Annotated in this window: 13 protein-coding genes; 9 read left to right on the top strand and 4 right to left on the bottom strand. The window is 66.2% G+C overall.

The window, feature by feature from the left end; genetic code table 11:
• The coding region (locus tag J2W36_RS14745; RefSeq protein ID WP_307690502.1) for a thioesterase domain-containing protein at positions 1 to 1076 on the top strand (1076 nt) is incomplete at its 5' end.
• A gap of 90 nt (positions 1077 to 1166) precedes the next feature.
• Here the strand turns inward: J2W36_RS14745 and J2W36_RS14740 are convergent.
• The 3 genes from J2W36_RS14740 to fhuF all read right to left on the bottom strand — a co-directional run bounded on the left by J2W36_RS14740 (position 1167) and on the right by fhuF (position 5274).
• On the bottom strand, positions 1167 to 3260 hold the full coding sequence (locus J2W36_RS14740) for a TonB-dependent siderophore receptor (protein WP_307690501.1): 2094 nt from the start codon (positions 3258 to 3260) through the stop codon (positions 1167 to 1169).
• A gap of 243 nt (positions 3261 to 3503) precedes the next feature.
• Positions 3504 to 4349, bottom strand: coding sequence for a formyltransferase family protein (locus tag J2W36_RS14735; RefSeq protein ID WP_307690500.1), 846 nt, complete (start codon positions 4347 to 4349; stop codon positions 3504 to 3506).
• A 127-nt stretch (positions 4350 to 4476) separates the two neighbouring features.
• The gene (gene fhuF / locus J2W36_RS14730) at positions 4477 to 5274 is read right to left on the bottom strand and encodes a siderophore-iron reductase FhuF (RefSeq protein WP_307690499.1); all 798 of its coding nucleotides are present in this window, start codon (positions 5272 to 5274) and stop codon (positions 4477 to 4479) included.
• A gap of 282 nt (positions 5275 to 5556) precedes the next feature.
• On the opposite strand from fhuF, the gene J2W36_RS14725 reads away from it, so the two are divergent.
• The 6 genes from J2W36_RS14725 (at position 5557) to J2W36_RS14700 (ending at position 15790) form a co-directional block, all read left to right on the top strand.
• On the top strand, positions 5557 to 7248 hold the full coding sequence (locus tag J2W36_RS14725) for a cyclic peptide export ABC transporter (protein ID WP_307690498.1): 1692 nt from the start codon (positions 5557 to 5559) through the stop codon (positions 7246 to 7248).
• A 96-nt stretch (positions 7249 to 7344) separates the two neighbouring features.
• Positions 7345 to 8646, top strand: coding sequence for a lysine N(6)-hydroxylase/L-ornithine N(5)-oxygenase family protein (locus tag J2W36_RS14720; RefSeq protein ID WP_307690497.1), 1302 nt, complete (start codon positions 7345 to 7347; stop codon positions 8644 to 8646).
• A 54-nt stretch (positions 8647 to 8700) separates the two neighbouring features.
• Positions 8701 to 9855, top strand: coding sequence for an efflux RND transporter periplasmic adaptor subunit (locus J2W36_RS14715; protein WP_307690496.1), 1155 nt, complete (start codon positions 8701 to 8703; stop codon positions 9853 to 9855).
• 5 nt (positions 9856 to 9860) lie between these two features.
• Positions 9861 to 11825 (top strand): MacB family efflux pump subunit, encoded by a 1965-nt coding sequence (locus tag J2W36_RS14710; protein WP_307690495.1) that lies wholly within the window; start codon positions 9861 to 9863, stop codon positions 11823 to 11825.
• A 17-nt stretch (positions 11826 to 11842) separates the two neighbouring features.
• Complete coding sequence (locus J2W36_RS14705) at positions 11843 to 13282, top strand: efflux transporter outer membrane subunit (RefSeq protein ID WP_307690494.1); 1440 nt, start codon at positions 11843 to 11845, stop codon at positions 13280 to 13282.
• A gap of 135 nt (positions 13283 to 13417) precedes the next feature.
• The gene (locus J2W36_RS14700; protein ID WP_307690493.1) at positions 13418 to 15790 is read left to right on the top strand and encodes a penicillin acylase family protein; all 2373 of its coding nucleotides are present in this window, start codon (positions 13418 to 13420) and stop codon (positions 15788 to 15790) included.
• 30 nt (positions 15791 to 15820) lie between these two features.
• Here the strand turns inward: J2W36_RS14700 and mpl are convergent, their stop codons facing one another.
• The gene (gene mpl / locus J2W36_RS14695; RefSeq protein WP_307690492.1) at positions 15821 to 17254 is read right to left on the bottom strand and encodes a UDP-N-acetylmuramate:L-alanyl-gamma-D-glutamyl-meso-diaminopimelate ligase; all 1434 of its coding nucleotides are present in this window, start codon (positions 17252 to 17254) and stop codon (positions 15821 to 15823) included.
• 68 nt (positions 17255 to 17322) lie between these two features.
• Here mpl and J2W36_RS14690 point away from each other — a divergent pair, with 68 nt between their 5' ends.
• On the top strand, positions 17323 to 17916 hold the full coding sequence (locus J2W36_RS14690; protein ID WP_307690491.1) for a hypothetical protein: 594 nt from the start codon (positions 17323 to 17325) through the stop codon (positions 17914 to 17916).
• Positions 17913 to 18476 (top strand): TlpA family protein disulfide reductase, encoded by a 564-nt coding sequence (locus J2W36_RS14685; RefSeq protein WP_307690490.1) that lies wholly within the window; start codon positions 17913 to 17915, stop codon positions 18474 to 18476. Before J2W36_RS14690 ends, J2W36_RS14685 begins: the two co-directional genes overlap by 4 nt.
• The last annotated feature ends 66 nt before the right edge of the window (positions 18477 to 18542 follow it).

Below are 18542 nucleotides of genomic sequence, written 5' to 3'. Positions count from 1 at the left end.
AGGTGGAGCAGGCGCTGGCGGCGGTGTGGGCGCAGGTGCTGGGCGTGGAGCGCGTGGGGCGTAACGACAACTTCTTCGAGCTCGGCGGCGATTCGCTGATGGCGCTCAGGCTGCTCGCCCGCATCCAGCGCATGCCGGAGCCGCGGCTGCAGCTGTCGCTTCAGGACCTGCTCCAAAAGCAAACCATTGCCAAACTGATGGCGGGCACGGCCGCGCCGCTCGCCCCGTCGACCTCGGCGCTGCAGCGCCTGAGCGACAACCGCGCATCCGCATGCGGCATCCCGCTGTTCTGCATCGCACCGGGACTGCGCAACGCGCTCGACTACCAGGCTCTGGCGCGCCGTCTCGAAGACGCGCGTGCGGTCTATGGCCTGAGCTACGTCGACACGGACCGCCTCGACTCCGTCGAACAGATGGCCGAGCGCTTTGCCGGCATGGTTCGCGCAGCCCAGCCCCATGGTCCCGTGGCCCTGCTCGGTTGGTCGCTGGGCACTGTGATGGCGATGCACACGGCCAGCGTGCTCGAGAGGTCGGGCGTGCAGGTGGCGTTCGTCGGACTGGTCGACAGCTTCGTGATGGACGACGAGTTCGATGCAGGCAGCTGGTACGACGACCTGCGGCAGTTCGTCGCCGACGTGGCCAGCGAGGGTGCCGGCGATGTACGGGTCGGTTCCGTGCTCGATCGTTTCGAGTCGATCCGCGATGCACCCGAAGACGCGGTGAACCGCGCGGTGGGCGAGATTCTTGCGGAGCTCGGCATCGACATGGGTTCGATCGACATCGTCGCGAAGGTGGCGGCGGCGCGCCGGTTCAATACGGCCATCGCAGCCATGCCGCCGCTGCCGCGGTTGGCGGTGTTGCCTCATGTCTGGTGGAGCCGACGCAGGACTGCGCAAGAGAAGGCAATGCTGCTGCAGGACTTGGCCGTGAAGCCGCGGGCGAGTTTCGAGATCGATTCGGATCACCAGGGGATCGTCCGGCACGAAGCATTGCTTGCGGACGTGCAGTTTGCGATGGTGTCGGCGGATGCGGCCGCAGCCGCGCAGTGCGCGGCGGATTCGCTCGAGACAGCATGAGCGCGCTGCAAGGCGCGGCCCGTGGGACCGCCCTCAAAGAATGCCAGGGCTCGAAGGTGATTCAACGCGCACTGGCACGTGCCGACGTGATCAAAACTTGTAACGCGCCGTCAGCGTCGCCGAGCGCCAAATGCCGTTGTAGCAGGTGTCCACGTAGCAACCCGCGATGTACTTCTTATTGGTGAGGTTGGACACGTTGAGCGCGAAGCGCCACGGACCCTGCTCGTAGTGAATGGCCGCGTCCAGGACAGTGAAGCCCGGCGTGAAGAAAGTGTTGTGCTCGTCGCCGGCGGTGTTTCCTTGGTGACGGATGCCGCTGCCGAACCCGACGCCGTTGCCCATCGTGTAGTCCAGCCAGACCGAGGCGAGCTGCTTGGGAATCAAGGGGAGGCGTTGCCCGATTTCCTCGGGGTCCGAACTGTTCGTGACCGTGGTGTTCATCTGGGTGTACGCGGCCGCGATGTTCAGGCCCGGAAGCAGTTCGCCCTTGACCTCCAACTCGAGGCCGCGCGAGCGCACCTTGCCGATCTGCCGGCCTTCGTAAGTAGTCGGGTCGTAGGAGACCACGTTGGATTTGCGAAGGTCGAACAGCGCGGCGGTCATCAGCATCTTGCTGCCCGTGGGCTGGTACTTGACGCCCAACTCCACCTGCTTGCCGCGGGTGGGCTTGAAAGGGTCGCTGTTTGCGTCGAGGCCGGAACTGGGCTGGAACGATTCGGCGTAGCTGAGGTAAGGCGCGACGCCATTGCTGAAGAGGTAGGTAAGGCCGGCGCGGCCACTGAACGCGTTGTCGCGCTGTACCGTGTACGCGTTGTTCAGCGTGTCGTCCGTGATCTGGCGGACATGGTCCTGACGGCCACCGACCGTGAGCACCCAGTGGTCGTCGAACTTGATCTGATCTTGCAAGTAGTAGCCAATCTGCCGCGTGTCCTGCCGGTAGATGTTGAGCGGTGTGGTGGGAGTCGGGATGTACTGGCCGTAGATCGGCGTGTAGAGATCCAGTGTGGGCGCGGCGTCGCTGTACTGGTTCGTCGAACCCTTCTGCTGGTTCCAGTCGACGCCCGCCAGCAGCGTGTGCTGCACCGTGCCGGTCTTGAACTTGCCTTCCACGCTGGTGTCCATGACCGACTGCGACATCGGATCATTCCAGGTGCGGGCGGTCCGGTCGAGCGTGCGTCCGTCTTCTTCGACGCCGTCGACCCAGACCACGCGGCGGGCCATTCTCAGTTTCGAGAAGCGATAGTTTTGGCGCACCGTCCAGCCATCGGCGAATTCATGCTGGAAGCGATAGCCGATGCTCTTTTGGTCCTGCTTGATGCCGCTGAAGCTGTAGTCGCCAGGCTTCACCCCTGTGGGTTGGCGCTGAGCATCGGAGACAAAATAGGCGTCTTCGGCCGCACTGTTCTTGATGTACTCGCCATACAGCGTAAAGGATGTCTTTGCACTGGGCTCCCAGCGTAGCGAAGGTGCCAACACGGTGCGCGTGCGATTGAGCTTGTGGCCGTCGGGATAGCGATCCTGGTCGTTGCTGTCGAGGCCCACGCCGATCAGTCGAAAGCTCAGGTCGGAGTTTTCCCCGAAGCTGTCGCCGACGTCGAAGGCCAACTGCTTGCGTTGGAAGCTGCCGTACTGCAGTTCGATCTCGCGGGTGCGTTCGCCCGATGCCAGCTTGGTGACCCGGTTGGTGATTCCGCCCGCATCGCCCTGGCCGAAGATCATCGATGAGGGACCGCGCAGCACCTCGACCCGCTCGAACATGTAGGGGTCGCTCATGTAGTTGGTGACGTTGAACGGCGTCTGCGCCAAACCGTTCTGGTAGATGCTGAGAAGCCCGGAAAACCCCCGGATGGTGATGTCTTCCCAACCCCGGTTGTCGATGCCGTAGACGCTGGTCACGACGCCCGGGGTGTAGCGAACCACCTCCATGGTGTTCTGCGCGCCCCGTGCATCCATTTCCTCGCGGCCGATGACGGAAATCGACTGAGGAATCTCGATGATGGGTGTGTCGGTCTTGGTTCCGGTCAGGCTCCGCTTGGCGGCGTAGCCGGTCACCGGGCCGATCGGGTCTTCTCCCTCGGCCGTGACCCGCACCTCCCGCAGCGTGTTGTCCGATGTCGGCACTGGCGGTGCGGGCTCGGCGGGCGCCTGTGTCTGCGCCGAAGCTGCAGACGTGCAGAGGGTCAAGGCGGCTCCAAAAGCCGCTGCGAGTGAGCCACTTAGCAGACGTTGGCGAGGCAAGGGAAGAGGACGCATGGATGTACTCGCTAGGTATAGAAAAACAATGAAATGGCTGGATTTTAATGAGAAGTGTTCTCATTTATATTTTCTTGTCGCAACACGTAAGAAAATTTTGTTGCTCGAGGTCGACGATTACGTGCTTGTGGCTCGGCGCGACGGCGATGCTTGAGTCGGGCCGAAAAAGCGGCCTCAATTCGCTGCGCCGCGTCGAACGTGAGGGGCGAGTAGGGTGAGTCCTTGATGAAGCGCCGGAAAGAGGCTGCGGTTGAAGTTGTTCCAGCGCAGCTCGAGGATGGTGTCGTCGGGTGCAATGTCGGTTTTGAGCGCGTCGAAGATGACTTCGCCCGAATCGATGCCGTTGTCCACGTAATGCAGCGACGCGCCGGTCTTCCTGACGACGGGCACATCGGCCTTTTCCATCGTTGACCAGTCCACCACCTTCTTGCCTTGCACGCCGTACAGCGCGTCGAGCGTGGCGCAGGCGCCGCGGCGTTCGTAGGGGGATTCGGTGCGCGTGATGCCGGGATGGATGTTGACCATGCGCCGTTCGAAACGCGCACCAGGCCGCACGAGTTCGTCCAGGATGACCAGGAGGCCGTCGAGCAACACCAGATCGGCCTGCAGCGTCAGCAGCTTGTCGAGCAGCGCACGCTCGAAGGCGCTCTTTCCGGGCGCGCGTGCGGGCGCGCCGAGCGGCAGCCGCCGGTAGGCCGAGGGCACGGGATGCAGCATGTCGCGCACAAGGCGGCCCTGCGCGCGCAGTTCGGCCGGAAAGATCCATTTGCGCTCGGGATGCCATGCGAAGCCGTAGTCCGCCAGCGCGGCCTGGTCGCGCGGCGACTGGGCGTCGTCGTCGTAGATCACGCCTTCGAGCGAATAGAGATCGCCCAGCGGCGTGGTGTCCAGCGCTTGGGCCAGGTACTCGAGCGGCGATTTCATGTAGCGCGGCTCGCCCTTGTAGTCGACGTTCTGGCCGGCCCTGTCGGCGGCGGCATTTCTCAAGGACAGGATGTAGACGAGCTTTGCCTTGGACATGGTGTGCAGTGAAGAGAGGATGAATGCGACGGGCAGGTACGACCGGGCGCCGTGCGTGCCTAGAGGAAAAGACGAAATTGCGCGCAATCTGTTCACGCCGCGTTCACCGAACCGGGTGGAGTACCGCTCAGGCCGAAGGCTGTTCGAGTTCGCTTTCCTCCTCGCCCTTGCGGTGGGCGGGCGAGAGAGGGCAGGCATTGCAATGGGTTTCGTGCGGCAGCAGGTAATAGAGGCAGCACTGGCGATGCAGCCTGAACGACACGGGCTTTTCCTCGAAGATCTCCCGCACCTCGCGCTGGCGCCCGAAGAGCGGGTTGTCGCGCAGTGCCTGGCCGTCGCATGTCGGCCAGGCGGGTTCGCCCAGCAGATGCGCCTTGTCCTCTGTGATCGGCGCCGCGCCGCCGGTGGCGGCCAGCACCTGGTCGAGGATCGGTTCGAGGTTGCGCGAGGTGTTGCCCCACAGGATTTTCGGCGCCACCCGCGTCAACCGCACCAGCGCCTGGAAGAGTGGCGCCAGATGGCCTTCCAGCAACGGCGCATAGCGCTCGGCCGTGTCGGCGCCGGGCCGCGCCACGCCTGTCTGCCGGATATGGAAGCACACCGGGTTGCCGCCGCGGTCCGTCTGCAGCCAGATGCTGTCCGCTGACACCGGAAAGACGTGGTGCAGAGCGCTGGCTGCTGCGACCACCGGCGGCAGCAGCACCTCGGCGTAGTCGAGCACCCACGCCGAGGCCACCGCGCGAAGGTCGTTGCCGGCGACCCCTCTGTACCGCGCATGGCGGTCGAGCACCTCGCGCAGCAGCGCTGGCGACGCTACCAGGTCCGCCACGCGCACCGCGCCCGGCGGCGGCGCGTCGGCGCACTGGAGTCTTTCCCCCAGCGGCGCGAGCGCACCCGCGAAGAGAGGGGCCAGCAACGCAATCATCGGCCGGCACGCCGGCAGTCGGCGAGGCGAAAAAAGAGGGGGTGAAGAGGCGCAGCGTGCACCCTGTACAGACGCGCTGGCGCGGCACTTGTTCATCGACCGGTGGGCGCTTTCTGGATCGCGCCATGAACATCGGCCGGCCACAAGCGTCTATAGGGGAGGCGGCGTCGTGCCGACCGGGAGGATTGTCTGCGCTGCGGCTTCCTCCGGCCATTTCGGTCCGGCGGCGGTTGCACGCAGCCGGCTGCAAGTCGCCCTGCGGGGCGGAAAGAGCTTTGAGAAATGACATCCAACAGTAGCAACGCCGCGGAAGTTGCGCGCCTCCTGAAACCATTCACGCCGTGGATCGTGCTGTCGGCCATCACCGGCATCGGCGCGGGCGGCGCGACGGTGGCGTTGCTGCGCACGATCAACGAGGTGCTCAACCAGGATGGCGGCATGGCCGGCGGACTGCTGCTGACCTTCATCGCGCTGAGCCTGATTGCGCTGCTGGGGCGCGTGGCTTCGGACGTCTCGACCAATTTCGTCGGCCAGCGGCTGGTGGCCCAGGTGCGCAAGAGCCTGGCGCAGAAGATTCTCTCGGCCCCCATCGACGCGCTGGAGCGCTACCGCACCCACCGCCTCATGCCCGTGCTGTCGCAAGACGTGGACATGATCAGCGACGCGGCCTTCGTGCTGTCGTCCACGCTCATCTCGGTGGCCGTGGCGATGGGTTGTCTCGGCTACCTGGCCTGGCTGTCGCTGCCTCTCTTCGGCCTGCTCCTGGTGGCGCTCGTCATCGGCATCACGATCCAGTCCCTGACCCAGACCCGCGCGGAAGCCGGCTTCTGGAAGGCGCGCGAGCAGGAAGACCAGTTGCACAAGGCGTACCGCGCGATTAGCGAGGGCGCCAAGGAACTGCGCATGCACCGCGAACGCCGCACCCGCATGTTCGGCGACCAGATCGAGCGCATCGTCGATCGCATCCGCGTGGTGAACAGCCGCGCCATCAATACCTATGTGGTCGCCGCCGCCTTCAGTTCGGCACTCTTCTTCCTGCTGATCGCGCTGATCCTCGGCTGGGCGGCCTTTCGCACCACCGAATCCGCGGTGCTCAGCGGCTTCGTGCTGGTGCTGCTGTTCCTGAAGGGGCCGATGGATCAGATCGCAGGCACGCTGCCGAACGTCGGGCGCGCCAAGGTCGCGTTCCAGCGCATCGCCGATCTGTCGGCGCGTTTTGCTACGCCCGAGCCTCATCTGCACCTGGCATCGCAGAATGCGGCGCCGGTGGCCCTGGAGCGGGGCATCGTCATGCGCGGCGTGCGCTATGCCTTCGAGTCGGCCGATGGTGGCAAGCCTTTCGTGCTAGGGCCGATCGACCTGGACCTGCGCTGCGGCGAGACGGTTTTCGTGGTGGGCGACAACGGCTCGGGCAAGACCACGCTCATCAAGCTGCTGCTCGGCCTGTATGCACCGCAAGACGGCGAAATACTGCGCGACGGCGCCGTCGTGACGCCCGAGACCCGCGACGACTACCGGCAGTTGTTCACCACGGTGTTCTCCGACTTCTATCTGTTCGAGGACCTCGTGGGCCAGGGCAAGGACGGCAAGGCGGGTGCCACGGCGTCGCTGCCGCAGGCCGCGCAGCCCTATCTGCAGCGCTTGGAGATCGCACACAAGGTCAGCGTGAAGGACGGTTCCTTCAGCACGCTCGACCTTTCGACGGGCCAGCGCAAGCGCCTGGCGCTGGTGCATGCCTACCTCGAAGGCCGGCCGGTGCTGGTGTTCGACGAATGGGCCGCCGACCAGGATCCGACCTTCCGCCATCTTTTCTACACCGAACTGCTGCCGGAACTGCGCGCCAAGGGGCACCTGCTGGTCGTGATCTCGCACGACGACCGCTACTTCCACCTGGCCGACCGCATCGTCACCATGCGCGCGGGGCAGGTCGTCCAGGACAAGGGCCGCGCGCACCTGGAAAGCCTTGCGGCCTGAGCGTGCAGAGGCTCACCGAGATTGAAAGAGGAACGCAGGAATGGCGATCCGCCGCCACCGGGGGACGCCCGCCATCACCACAGGAGTTGAAGATCCATGCAACACATTCATGACCTGATCGGCGTCGGGTTCGGCCCGTCGAACATCGCCCTGGCCATCGCGCTCGAGGAAAAGCGACATGGCGGCAAGGCGCTGGACGCGCTCTTTGTCGAGCGGCAGCCCAGCTTTGCCTGGCATCCCCACATGCTGATCGAGCAGGCGCACATGCAGATCTCGTTCCTCAAGGACCTGGCGACGCTGCGCAACCCCACCAGCCGCTTCACCTTCATCAACTACCTGCACGAAAACGGCAGGCTGCCGGACTTCATCAACCTCAAGAGCTTCTATCCCAGCCGCCACGAGTTCAACGACTATCTGGGCTGGGCTGCGCGCCAGTTCGAGGAATCGTGCGCTTACGGCGAAGAGGTGTTCGAGGTGCTGCCCGAAAAGCAAGGTGGCGAAGTCTCGCTGCTGCGCGTGCGTTCGCGCCGTGCAGACGGCCACGTGCAGGAGCGGCTCGCGCGCAATCTCGTGGTGAGCATCGGCGGCACGCCCAATATCCCCGACGGCTTTCGCGCCCTGCGCGCCGACGCGCGCGTCTTCCACTCCAACAGCTACCTCAAGGACATCGCGCGCCACGATCAGGCTCAGCGCGTCGCGATCATCGGCGCCGGCCAGAGCGCGGCCGAGATATTCATGGACCTGCAGGCGCGGCCGAATGCGCCGCAGGTCGACCTGATCATGCGTGCCCGCTCGATCCGTCCGGCCGACGACAGCCCCTTCGTCAATGAAGTCTTCAATGTGGACTTCACCGACTACGTGTTCAGCCGCCCGAGCGACGAGCGTGCCGCGTTGCTCGACGAGGTGTCCCAGACCAACTATGCGGTGGCCGACCTCGACCTGATTCAGCAGATATTCAAGACCTTCTACGACCAGAAGGTCGCGCGCGGCAACCGTCTTCGCATGCTGTGCCAGCACGATGTGAGTATGGTGCGCGCTGCCGCGGACGGCATCTACCTGACGCTGCGCGACCGGGATGTGGGAAAGGAAAGCACTGCACGGTACGACGCAGTCGTTTTGGCCACGGGGTATGCGCGCGAGCAGCACAGGGAGCTGCTGCGCCCACTGGAAGCCTACCTCGGCGATTTGGCGGTAGACCGCTACTACCGCCTCAAGACCACTCCGGACTTCCATCCGGGTGTCTTCCTGCAAGGTGCCTGCGAGGACAGCCACGGCATCAGCGACACGTTGCTGTCGGTGACTTCGGTGCGCACGGGCGAGATCGGCAATGCCCTGCTTGCCGCGACGTACCGCACGCGCCATGCGGTGCATGGTGAATCCCAGGCCGTCCAGATATAGATTGACAGGCCGGCGCTGCGCGGCGCCGTGCCCATGAGCCATTGACCCATCGAAATGCGAAGAATCGTTTACTTGCTGCCCGGCTTACTTCTGATTTTGGCCGCGACCACTTATCTCTGGACACGTCGTCCAGCGGGCGAGATCGAGTCGACTGCGGCGTGGCGTGCGTCCATCGAATCGAGCGTTACTGCGTTCGGCACATTGCAGCCGCGGCGCTATGTGGATGTCGGTGCCCAGGTCTCGGGGCAGATCCTGCGGCTTCACGTACAGCCGGGCGACGTCATCGCGCAGGGGCAATTGCTGGTCGAGATCGATCCCAGCTTGCAACGTGCCACGGTCGATGCCGGCCGCGCCTCGCTGGCAGGACTTCGTGCCCAACTCGCCGACCAGCGCGCCCAGCATCGCCTGGCTGGCCAGCAGCAGGCGCGCCAGCGCCAGATGGCTGCCGACGGTGCCACACGGGAGGAGGACGTGCAGAGCGCAGAGGCTGCTCTCGCTTCGGCCGCCGCGCGCATCGACAACCTTCAGGCCCAGATGGCGCAGACGCAAGCGACCCTCAAGGCCGACGAGGCGCGCCTCGGTTACACGCGAATCTATGCCCCGATGGCCGGTACGGTAGTCTCCGTCGCTGCGCGTGAGGGGCAAACACTCAATGCCACCTACCAGACGCCCGATGTGCTGCGTATCGCCGACCTGTCTTCGATGACCGTGTGGTCCGAGGTATCGGAAGCCGACGTGGGGCGTGTCAAGGCGGGAATGCCGGTTTACTTCACCACGCTGGGCAACAGCCAGCGCCGCTGGCATGGCAAGGTGCGTCAAGTGCTGCCCGCACCACCCCTGCCGGGTACCAAGGCTGGCGGCAGCGACAGCAACACCGCCGCACCCGCCGCGCCCAGCAAGGTGGTGGTCTACACCGCGTTGTTTGACATAGCCAACGCAGACGGCGAACTCATGCCGCAGATGACCGCCCAGGTGACGTTCGTGGAGTTGGCCGCCGCCGATGCGGTGGTCGTGCCCGCAGCCGCGCTGGCGCCCGTGCCAGGTACGGACCGTTTCACGGTGCAGGTGTTGCACGCCGACGGCAGTGTCCAGCCGCGGCAAGTCCGTGTCGGCGTGCGCAACCGCGTCGCCGCGCAGGCGCTCGACGGCATCCAGGTGGGCGACCGTATCGTGACCGGCGTAGCCGATGGCAAGACCGCGAACCCATGAGCGCGATGGCAAGCCAAGCGATGTCACTGATCGAGCTGCAGGACATCCGCAGGTCGTACGGTCAGCCACAGCGAACGGGTGACGATCCATCGCCCACGCAGGTGCTTCGCGGCATTTCGTTGAAGATCCGTGCAGGGGAGTTTGTTGCCATCGTGGGCGCATCGGGTTCCGGCAAGTCCACGCTCATGAACATTCTCGGGTGCCTCGACCGACCGAGCAGCGGACGCTACCTGTTCGAGGGGAAGGATGTCTCCGGTTTCGATGCCGACGCGCTCGCCCGTCTGCGCCGCGAGGCATTTGGGTTCGTGTTCCAGGGCTATCACCTTGTGCAGACCGAATCGGCGCGGGAGAACGTCGAGATCCCCGCGCTCTATGCCGGCATGCCCGAAGCCGAGCGCAGGGCACGTGCCACCGCGCTGCTTGAGCGGCTGGCCATGGGCGCGCGGCTCGACCACCGGCCACACCAGCTGTCGGGTGGGCAGCAGCAGCGCGTGGCCATCGCACGCGCGCTCATGAACGGCGGACGCATCATCCTGGCCGACGAGCCCACCGGCGCGCTCGACAGCGAGAGTGGCGCAGAGGTCATGAAGCTGCTGCACGAACTCGCCGATGCCGGCCATACGGTGATCCTGATCACGCACGACCGGCAGATTGCCGCGCAGGCGAACCGTATCGTAGAGATTCGCGATGGGCAGATCGTTGCCGACTCCGGCGATGCGCATGCCGCCGCAGGGACCGCCCAGTCGCACGATGGCGGGTGCGCACTTGGCCACGGGCAGGCATCGATATCCGCCGATCTGAATGAGGCGGCGCGTGCCGCTTGGCGCGTGATGTGGAGCAATCGCTTCCGTACCGGGCTGACACTGCTGGGCATCGTCATTGGCGTCGCGTCGGTCATTGCGATGCTGGCCGTAGGCGGTGGCTCGCAAAAGCAGGTGCTTGCTCAATTCGAGACCTTCGGTGTTCGCACCATGTTCATCTCCGCCCGTGAGAGCAGCGCGCGTGCGCCGAGCGCTCCACTCACCCTCGACGACGTGGACACCGTGCGTAGCCTGCCGAATGTCGAAGCCGCAACGCCCTACATCGAGGAGCGCGTGGTGGTACGGCGCGGCAACGTCGATCATGGCTCGGAGGGGGGCGGCACCACGGTCGGCTTCAACCACGTGCTGGGATGGCGCGTCACCGAGGGCACGATGTTCGACGCAGTGGACGAGGAGCGTGCGGCCAAGGTGACCGTCATAGGGCAAACCGTTCGCAAGACCCTGTTCGCCGATGGCAGCGATCCGGTCGGGCAGGAGATCCTGATCGACAAGGTGCCGTTCCAGGTGATCGGCGTGCTCGCGGCCAAAGGAACAACGGACGGTGAAGATCAGGACGACCGCGTGGTCGTCCCGTTCTCGGCGGCCGCGGCACGCATCTTCGGCCACCGCAACCCAACCTGGATCGCCGTGCAGGTGCGCGACATGCAACAGGCCACGGCCACGGCGGATGCCATTGAGGACCGGTTGGCGCACAAGCGCAGGGTGCGTGATGTGCATGTCTGGAATCGCGTCGAGGCCATTCGCATGCAGACGGAGACCGCGCGGGCGATGACGATGATGCTGGGCTTGATCGCCACGATCTCGCTGGTCGTGGGCGGCATCGGCGTGATGAATGTCATGCTGATGACGGTGCGGGAGCGCACCCGCGAGGTCGGCATCCGCATGGCAACCGGTGCGCGCCAGACCGACATCTTGCGGCAGTTCATGACCGAGGCAGTGCTCGTGACTTCGGCGGGCGGCACCTTGGGTGTGATCGTGGGGCTTGCGATCGTTGCCGTGCTGATGCTGGCGGGCGTGCCGGTGGTCTTCTCCCTCCTGGCCAGCCTCGGTGCGTTCGGCTGCGCCGTGTTGACGGGCCTGATCTTCGGCTTCATGCCTGCGAGGAACGCGGCGCGCCTCGATCCGGTCGTGGCACTGGCCTCGCAGTAGTCGCAACCATGGCAAGCATGCTGAAAAATCAAATGGGTTGGCGCCAGCGCCTGTCGCCCCTGCCCTGGGTTGGTGCCCTGTGGCTTGCCGGATGTGCTGTCGCGCCCGCCGATCTGCAGCCGCACGCGGTGGACGTGCCCCCCTCCTGGGAAGGCGCGCAGCCTGATGCGCACGCTGCGGCGGTCGATGCGCACTGGTGGAGCCACCTGGGCAGCGCCGAGCTCGACACGGTGATCGCGCAGGCGCTGATGGGTAACCAGGACCTGGCGATGGCGCTGGCCCGTGTTGGCGCTGCAAGGGCACAGGCGCGCATCGCGGGTGCACAGCGGCTGCCCGAACTGACAGGCCAGGTCGATGCAAGCCGCCAGGCCCGCATGGGCGGGCAGGCGCAGGTCGATGGCAATGAACAGGCGATTGGCTTCGCGGCGCGCTACGAGCTCGATCTATGGGGGCGCCAGGATGCACTGCACCGGGAGGCGCGGCAGGGCCTGCGTGCCAGCGTCTTCGAACGCGATGCGTTGCAACTGAGCGTGACCGCCGAGGTCGCGTCGTCTTGGCTGCAGCTGCTGGGCCTGCGCGAACGCGTGGCGCTCGCAGGCAGTAGCCTCGAGAATGCGCAGCGGGTCTTGCGGCTGGTGGAGTCGCGCGAGCGCGCCGGTGCAGCCGCACCGCTGGAACTGGCCCAGCAGCGTGGCCTGGTGGCAGCGCGAGCGCGCGAACGTGCTTACCTGCAGCAGCAGGTGCGCCACGCCCAGACTGCGCTGGCCCTGTTGCTTGGCTTGACCGCATCGGAGCTGGTGCTGAGGGAAGCGGTGGAGCGAGGGCGGCTCGAGGCGCTGCGGATTCCCGCTGTCGCGGCAGGGGTGCCATCGCAATTGCTGGTGCGTCGTCCCGATCTCGCGCAGGCCGAGGCGCGGCTGGCGGCTGCCGATGCGAACGTGCAGGCGGCACGTGCCGCGATGCTCCCGCGCATCACCTTGAGCGCATCCCTTGGCATGCAGGGTCAGGCGCCTGGCGGGCTGTTCGACAACCCCATCTACAGCCTGGCTGCCGGCTTGGCGGCGCCCCTTTTCGACGGTGGGCGGCTCGCGGGCGAGCGCGACTTGGCCCAAGCGCGGCGCGAGGAGTTGGGTGCAGCCTATCGTGCCGCAATCATCGGCGCCTTTGCGGACGCCGAAACGGCGCTCCAGGCGATCGCGGGAGCCGATGCGCAGGCATCGGCGCAGGCCGACGAACTGTTGCAGGCACGTCGTGCAGCGCAGCTTTCGGAAATGCGATACCTCGCGGGCGCCGAGACGCTGCTGGTGCTGCTCGACGCGCAGCGCGAGCTGTATGCAGCGCAGGACCTGGGCGTTCAACTGCGGCTGGCCCGGTTGCAGGCGCGCGTTGCGTTGTACCGCGCGCTTGGCGGTGGATGGCAGGGCGATGGTGGCGCGCTTGCACAAAACGAACGCTGAGATCGCCCGAATCGTAGGCCGCGTAAGCCCCCGCTGCTTCGCAAGTGTCCTGAGGAACAAGTGAAATCAACCCCTAGACCCCGACCCAGATCCCGACCTCGTGCGTGGGGCCGTCGCATCGCCGTTATCGCTGTTGTGGGCGCATGCATCGGCACCGCCCCTGCATGGGGCCGGCCTGAATTGCCCAACGCGTCGATCGAAATCCGCCGCACCGCCGACGGCATCCCCCATGTCCGAGCCTCCACCTGGCGCGGGTTGGGCATCGGCTTGGGCCAGGTGCAGGCCGAGGACGCGCTGTGCACGCTGGCCGACGCCTTCGTCACCTTCGGCGGGCAGCGCTCGCTGTACTTCGGGGCAGAGGCCAAGCCGCAGACGCGTTCCACCTTCGGCACGCCTGCCAACATCGACCTCGATTTCTTCTTTCGTGCTTTTGCCGGCGACGATGCCGTCGAAGCCCTGAAGCGCGAGCAGCCGGTCGAGCTCGACGAACTCATCGCCGGTTATGCCGAGGGCTACAACCGCCATGTGCGGGCACTGCAGGCGGGCGAGCAAACCGATGCTGCGCATGCCTGCGCGGGCGCGTCGTGGGTGCGCACCATCGGCCCCGAAGACATCTACCGTCGCATGGTGGCTGCCGGGCTGGCGGGCGGTTACACACACTTCGTCTCGGAAATCGTGAATGCGAAGCCTGCCGCGGTCGCGCCCCCTGCGCCGACGGACAAGTTCTCGCTGTCCTCACGGCTTGACATACCTGTGGGTGACGCGTCTGGCATCGGTAGCAACGTGCTTGCGTTCGGCCAAGCAGCGACCGGCGAGCGCGGCAGCAGCGTGCTGTTCGGCAACCCGCATTGGTACTGGGGTGGCCCCGATCGTTTCTACCAGGCGCATCTCACGCTGCCCGGCAAGCTGGACGTGGCGGGGGTGTCTTTCCTGGGCATCCCCCTCATCATGATCGGCTTCAACAACGACGTGGCCTGGAGCCATACCGTATCCGCTGCGCGGCGCTTCGGCTTGTTCGACCTGACGCTGGATCCGACCGACCCCACACGCTACCTGGTCGATGGTCGTTCCGAAGCCATGCGCGCCCAACCGCTGACCGTGCCGGTGCGCCGGGCCGACGGCTCGTTGGACCTGGTGCGCCGCACGCTGTACCGCACGCGCTTCGGACCCGTGGTCGACGTGGGTGCGCGCAACGCCGCGCTGGGCTGGGGCGCCCGCAAGGCACTGGCCATTCGCGACGTCAACGCCGACAACCCCCGCATTTTCCGCAACTTCTTTCGCTGGAACCAGGCGCGCTCGCTCGACGAATTCATGCGCATCCAACGCGAAGAGATGGCGATGCCGTGGGTCAACACCGCAGCCATCGGGCGTGGCGACGGGCGGGTCTGGTACGCCGATATCGGTGCGGTACCCGGCGTGTCCGACGCACTGCGTGCCGCGTGCGCCACCCCGTTGTCGAAGGTCTTCGCTGCGCTCGATCCGGCAACCCCGATGCTCGATGGCAGCCGGGCCGCGTGCCAATGGCAGTCCCCGCCAGCGGCAGTGCAACCCGGCACGCTGGGCGCCGAACAGATGCCCCACCTGCTGCGCGAGGACTATGTGGCCAACATGAACGACAGCTACTGGCTCACGAACCCGGCGCAACCACTGACGGGGTTCGCATCGATCCTGGGGGGCGAGGGCCGGCCGCTGTCCATGCGCGGCAGGCAAGGGCATGCGATCGCGGCAGGCCTTGCGGCTGCAGGCGAAACGTCGGTGCGGGCGCTTGCCGGGCGCGTGATGCACCAGACACTGGAAGCCCGCTCCTACACCGCAGACCACTTCAAGACTGCCGTGCTTGAACGCGCCTGCGCCTCCGGCACGGTCGAGTTGCCGCCCGAGGATGCCGCCGCGAAGGCGCGCACGGTCGACGTGCGGCAGGCCTGCCAGGTGCTGCGCCACTGGTCCAACCGGGCCGATGCCGTCGACCGTGGCGCGCTGCTATGGGACTTCCTGTGGGCCCGTGTGCTGAGGATTCCGGCAAAGAACCTTGATATGCAGCCTTTTTCGGCAACCGCCGCGCTCACAACGCCGTCGGACATCGACACCAGCGATCCACGCGTGGCGCAAGCGCTGGCCGGCGCGGTGCAAGACATGGCTCGCAAGGGCTGGGCGCTCGACACGCCGCTGGGCGAACGCAGGTTCGTCCGCAGCAATGGCCGTGAGCTGCCGCTGTGGGGTGGCTGCGACGCCGAAGGCTACTTCACGGTGGCCTGCGCCCATGAAGGCGACTACACCATGGGCGACCGATCGCACGGCAACACCTATCTGCAGGTCGTCTATTTCGACCTGCACGGCGTGCAGGCGCACACGCTGCTGGCGCATGGCGAGCGTGAAACCGCAGTCAGCAACGGCAAGGGCATCGCGCCAGTGGCGCGCTATGCGAAAAAAGACTGGCTGCACTTCCCGTTCCGCGAGGAAGACATCGCGCGTGCCACGCAAAGCCGGCGTTGGTTGTCGCCACCCTGACGACCGGCATCGCTTGCCGGTCCCGTGCCGTCAAAGCCCGGCCTGTGGCGCGGGCGACGACAGCGCCTTCAACAGCTTGTCGTGCACGCCGCCGAAGCCGCCATTGCTCATGCAGACGATGTGGTCGCCGGGGCGTGCCGCGGTTACCACCTTCGCCACCAGCGGCGCGATGGCATCGACCACCACGGCGCGCGTGCCCATCGGCGCCAGCGCGGCAGCGGTGTCCCAGTCGAGCCCGGCTGCATGGCAGAAAGCGAGGTCGGCCGCCTCCAGGCTCCAGGGCAGTTGGGCGGCCATGGCGCCCAGTTTCATCGTGTTGCTGCGCGGTTCGAAGACGGCAAGAATGCGGTCGTTCCGGCGGCCCTCGGTGTCGAGCTTGCGGCGCAGGCCGTCGAGCGTGGTGCGGATGGCGGTCGGATGGTGCGCGAAATCGTCGTACACCGTGACCTCGCCGCCGGCCACCGCCACCGTGCCGCGCAGTTCCATGCGTCGGCGCACGTTGCGGAAGCTGCCCAGCGCCGTCGCGGCGAGCGCGGGTGCAACGCCCACATGCTCCGCCGCGGCAATGGCGGCCAGCGCGTTCATCTGGTTGTGCAGCCCTGAGAGACCCCAGGCGACCTTCCCGACGGGCTGCCCATGGCGCAGCACGTCGAATGCGTCGTGGCTGCCGCGCGGTTGCCATTCGGCAAGCGTGCCGCGGTCGCTGTCGCTGGTGCCGAAATCCGAGACCTCGCTCCAGCAGCCTTGCGCCAGCACGCGCTGCAGGCTCGCCTCGGTGGCGTTGACCACGACGCGGCCGGTGGCGGGCACCGTGCGCACGAGGTGGTGGAACTGCCGCTCGATGGCTGCCAGGTCGTCGAAGATGTCGGCGTGGTCGAACTCGAGGTTGTTCAGGATGGCGGTGCGCGGGCGGTAGTGGACGAACTTGCTGCGCTTGTCGAAAAAGGCGGTGTCGTATTCGTCGGCCTCGATCACAAAGGTGCCTTGGGCGCCCAGCCGCGCCGAAACGCCGAAGTCCAGCGGCACGCCGCCCACCAGGAAGCCGGGGGCCAGGCCCGCGCGTTCGAGGATCCAGGCCAGCATCGAGGTGGTCGTGGTCTTGCCGTGCGTGCCGGCCACGGCCAGCACATGCCGGCCCTGGAGCACGTGCTCGGCCAACCACTGCGGGCCACTGGTGTAGGGCGCCCCGGCATCCAGGATGGCTTCCATCAGCGGGAACTTGGGGGTGCCGTCGGGCAGGCGCGCCCGGGAAACCACGTTGCCCACCACGAACATGTCGGGTTTCAGGGCGAGCTGGTCGGCCGAAAAGCCTTCGATCAGGTCGATGCCGAGCGCGCGCAACTGGTCGCTCATCGGCGGGTAGACGCCGGCGTCGCACCCGGTGACGCGGTGGCCCGCTTCGCGCGCGAGGGCGGCGACGCCACCCATGAAGGTGCCGCAGATGCCGAGGATATGAATATGCATCTGCAGATTCTAGGGACGGTGCCGGCTGGGGGCTTCTGCGAATGCTGCAGTGCGGGCAGAATGTCCGGATGGACACGCCCAAGCGCGAAATCGCCGCCGTTGCTGCCCGCCTCGTGGTCGAAGAGGGGCTGGAGTACGGCCCTGCCAAGCGCCGGGCGCTGCGTGAGATGGGGCTGTCGACGCGCACCGCGCTGCCCCACAACGACGATGTGGAGGCCGAAGTGCGCGACTACATTGCGCTGTTCTGCGCCGATACCCAGCCTGCGGAGCTGCGTGCCCTGCGGCAACTCGCGCTCGAATGGATGACGCGCATGGAGGTTTTTCGTCCGCACATCGGTGGCGCCGTGTGGCATGGCACGGCCACGCGGCTGTCGGACATCTATATCCAGCTGTTCTGCGACGACTCCAAGTCCGCGGAAATCGCGCTGATCGACCACCATGTCGACTACGAGCCGCGCATGGTCACGGGCTTTCATGGCGAGCAGGTCGAGGCGCTCAGCGTGCATGCGATGAGCCGCCTGCTCAACGAGGAGATCGGCGTTCACCTCCTCGTGTATGACCTCGACGACCTGCGGGGTGCATTGAAGCCCGACGGCCAGGGCCGCGTGCCGCGGGGCAACCTGGCGGCGTTGCGCCGCCTGATCGAGAAAGACACGGTATGAGTTCCCCGGCATCGACGTCATCGACCTCCCCACGCTCGCAGGCCGGTCGGCGTGGCCTGCTGTTTGGTGGCGTTGCGGCGGTTGCTGCCGCCGCGGGCCTGGGTGGCGCCTGGTGGCGGCACAGCGCCACACCCCGTGGTGAGCGGCTGGACGCCAGCGTCTGGGCCTCCAGATTCGACCGACCCGAGGGGGGCGAACTTGATTTCGCCACGCTCAAGGGCAAGCCGGTGCTGATCAACTTCTGGGCGACGTGGTGTCCGCCCTGCGTGGAAGAGTTGCCAATGGTCAATCGCTTCTATCGCGAACATGCGCCTAACGGCTGGCAAGTGGTGGGTTTGGCCATTGATCAACCGAGCGCCGTACGCAAATTCCTGGCTCGGACGCCGGTGGACTTTCCGATCGGGCTGGCCGGCCTGCAGGGCACCGACCTGGTTCGCGCACTGGGCAATACAACTGGTGGCCTTCCCTTCACTTTGGTCATTGCCGCCGATGGCACGGTGGCCGCGCGTAAAATGGGCAAGCTCGAACCCTCCGATCTGGACGCATGGTTGCGTGCATAAGTTCACGGGTAGAATCCGCCCCCACGACGCGGCGGTAGCCGTGCGAACGTCTCAATAAGCCGCTTT

This window comes from Variovorax ginsengisoli, from assembly GCF_030811835.1.
Lineage (GTDB): Bacteria > Pseudomonadota > Gammaproteobacteria > Burkholderiales > Burkholderiaceae_C > Variovorax > Variovorax ginsengisoli_C.
Note: the sequence above shows the minus strand (reverse complement) of the source record. Positions and strands in the feature narration are given on the sequence as shown.

What these genes read in the sequence shown, in the direction of transcription:
- J2W36_RS14735 (WP_307690500.1), bottom strand. Translation starts at nt 4,349, where the DNA reads ATGTCCAAGGCAAAGCTCGTCTACATCCTGTCCTTGAGAAATGCCGCC.
- fhuF (WP_307690499.1), bottom strand. Translation starts at nt 5,274, where the DNA reads ATGATTGCGTTGCTGGCCCCTCTCTTCGCGGGTGCGCTCGCGCCGCTG.
- J2W36_RS14725 (WP_307690498.1), top strand. Translation starts at nt 5,557, where the DNA reads ATGACATCCAACAGTAGCAACGCCGCGGAAGTTGCGCGCCTCCTGAAA.
- J2W36_RS14720 (WP_307690497.1), top strand. Translation starts at nt 7,345, where the DNA reads ATGCAACACATTCATGACCTGATCGGCGTCGGGTTCGGCCCGTCGAAC.
- J2W36_RS14715 (WP_307690496.1), top strand. Translation starts at nt 8,701, where the DNA reads ATGCGAAGAATCGTTTACTTGCTGCCCGGCTTACTTCTGATTTTGGCC.
- J2W36_RS14710 (WP_307690495.1), top strand. Translation starts at nt 9,861, where the DNA reads ATGGCAAGCCAAGCGATGTCACTGATCGAGCTGCAGGACATCCGCAGG.
- J2W36_RS14705 (WP_307690494.1), top strand. Translation starts at nt 11,843, where the DNA reads ATGCTGAAAAATCAAATGGGTTGGCGCCAGCGCCTGTCGCCCCTGCCC.
- mpl (WP_307690492.1), bottom strand. Translation starts at nt 17,254, where the DNA reads ATGCATATTCATATCCTCGGCATCTGCGGCACCTTCATGGGTGGCGTC.
- J2W36_RS14690 (WP_307690491.1), top strand. Translation starts at nt 17,323, where the DNA reads ATGGACACGCCCAAGCGCGAAATCGCCGCCGTTGCTGCCCGCCTCGTG.
- J2W36_RS14685 (WP_307690490.1), top strand. Translation starts at nt 17,913, where the DNA reads ATGAGTTCCCCGGCATCGACGTCATCGACCTCCCCACGCTCGCAGGCC.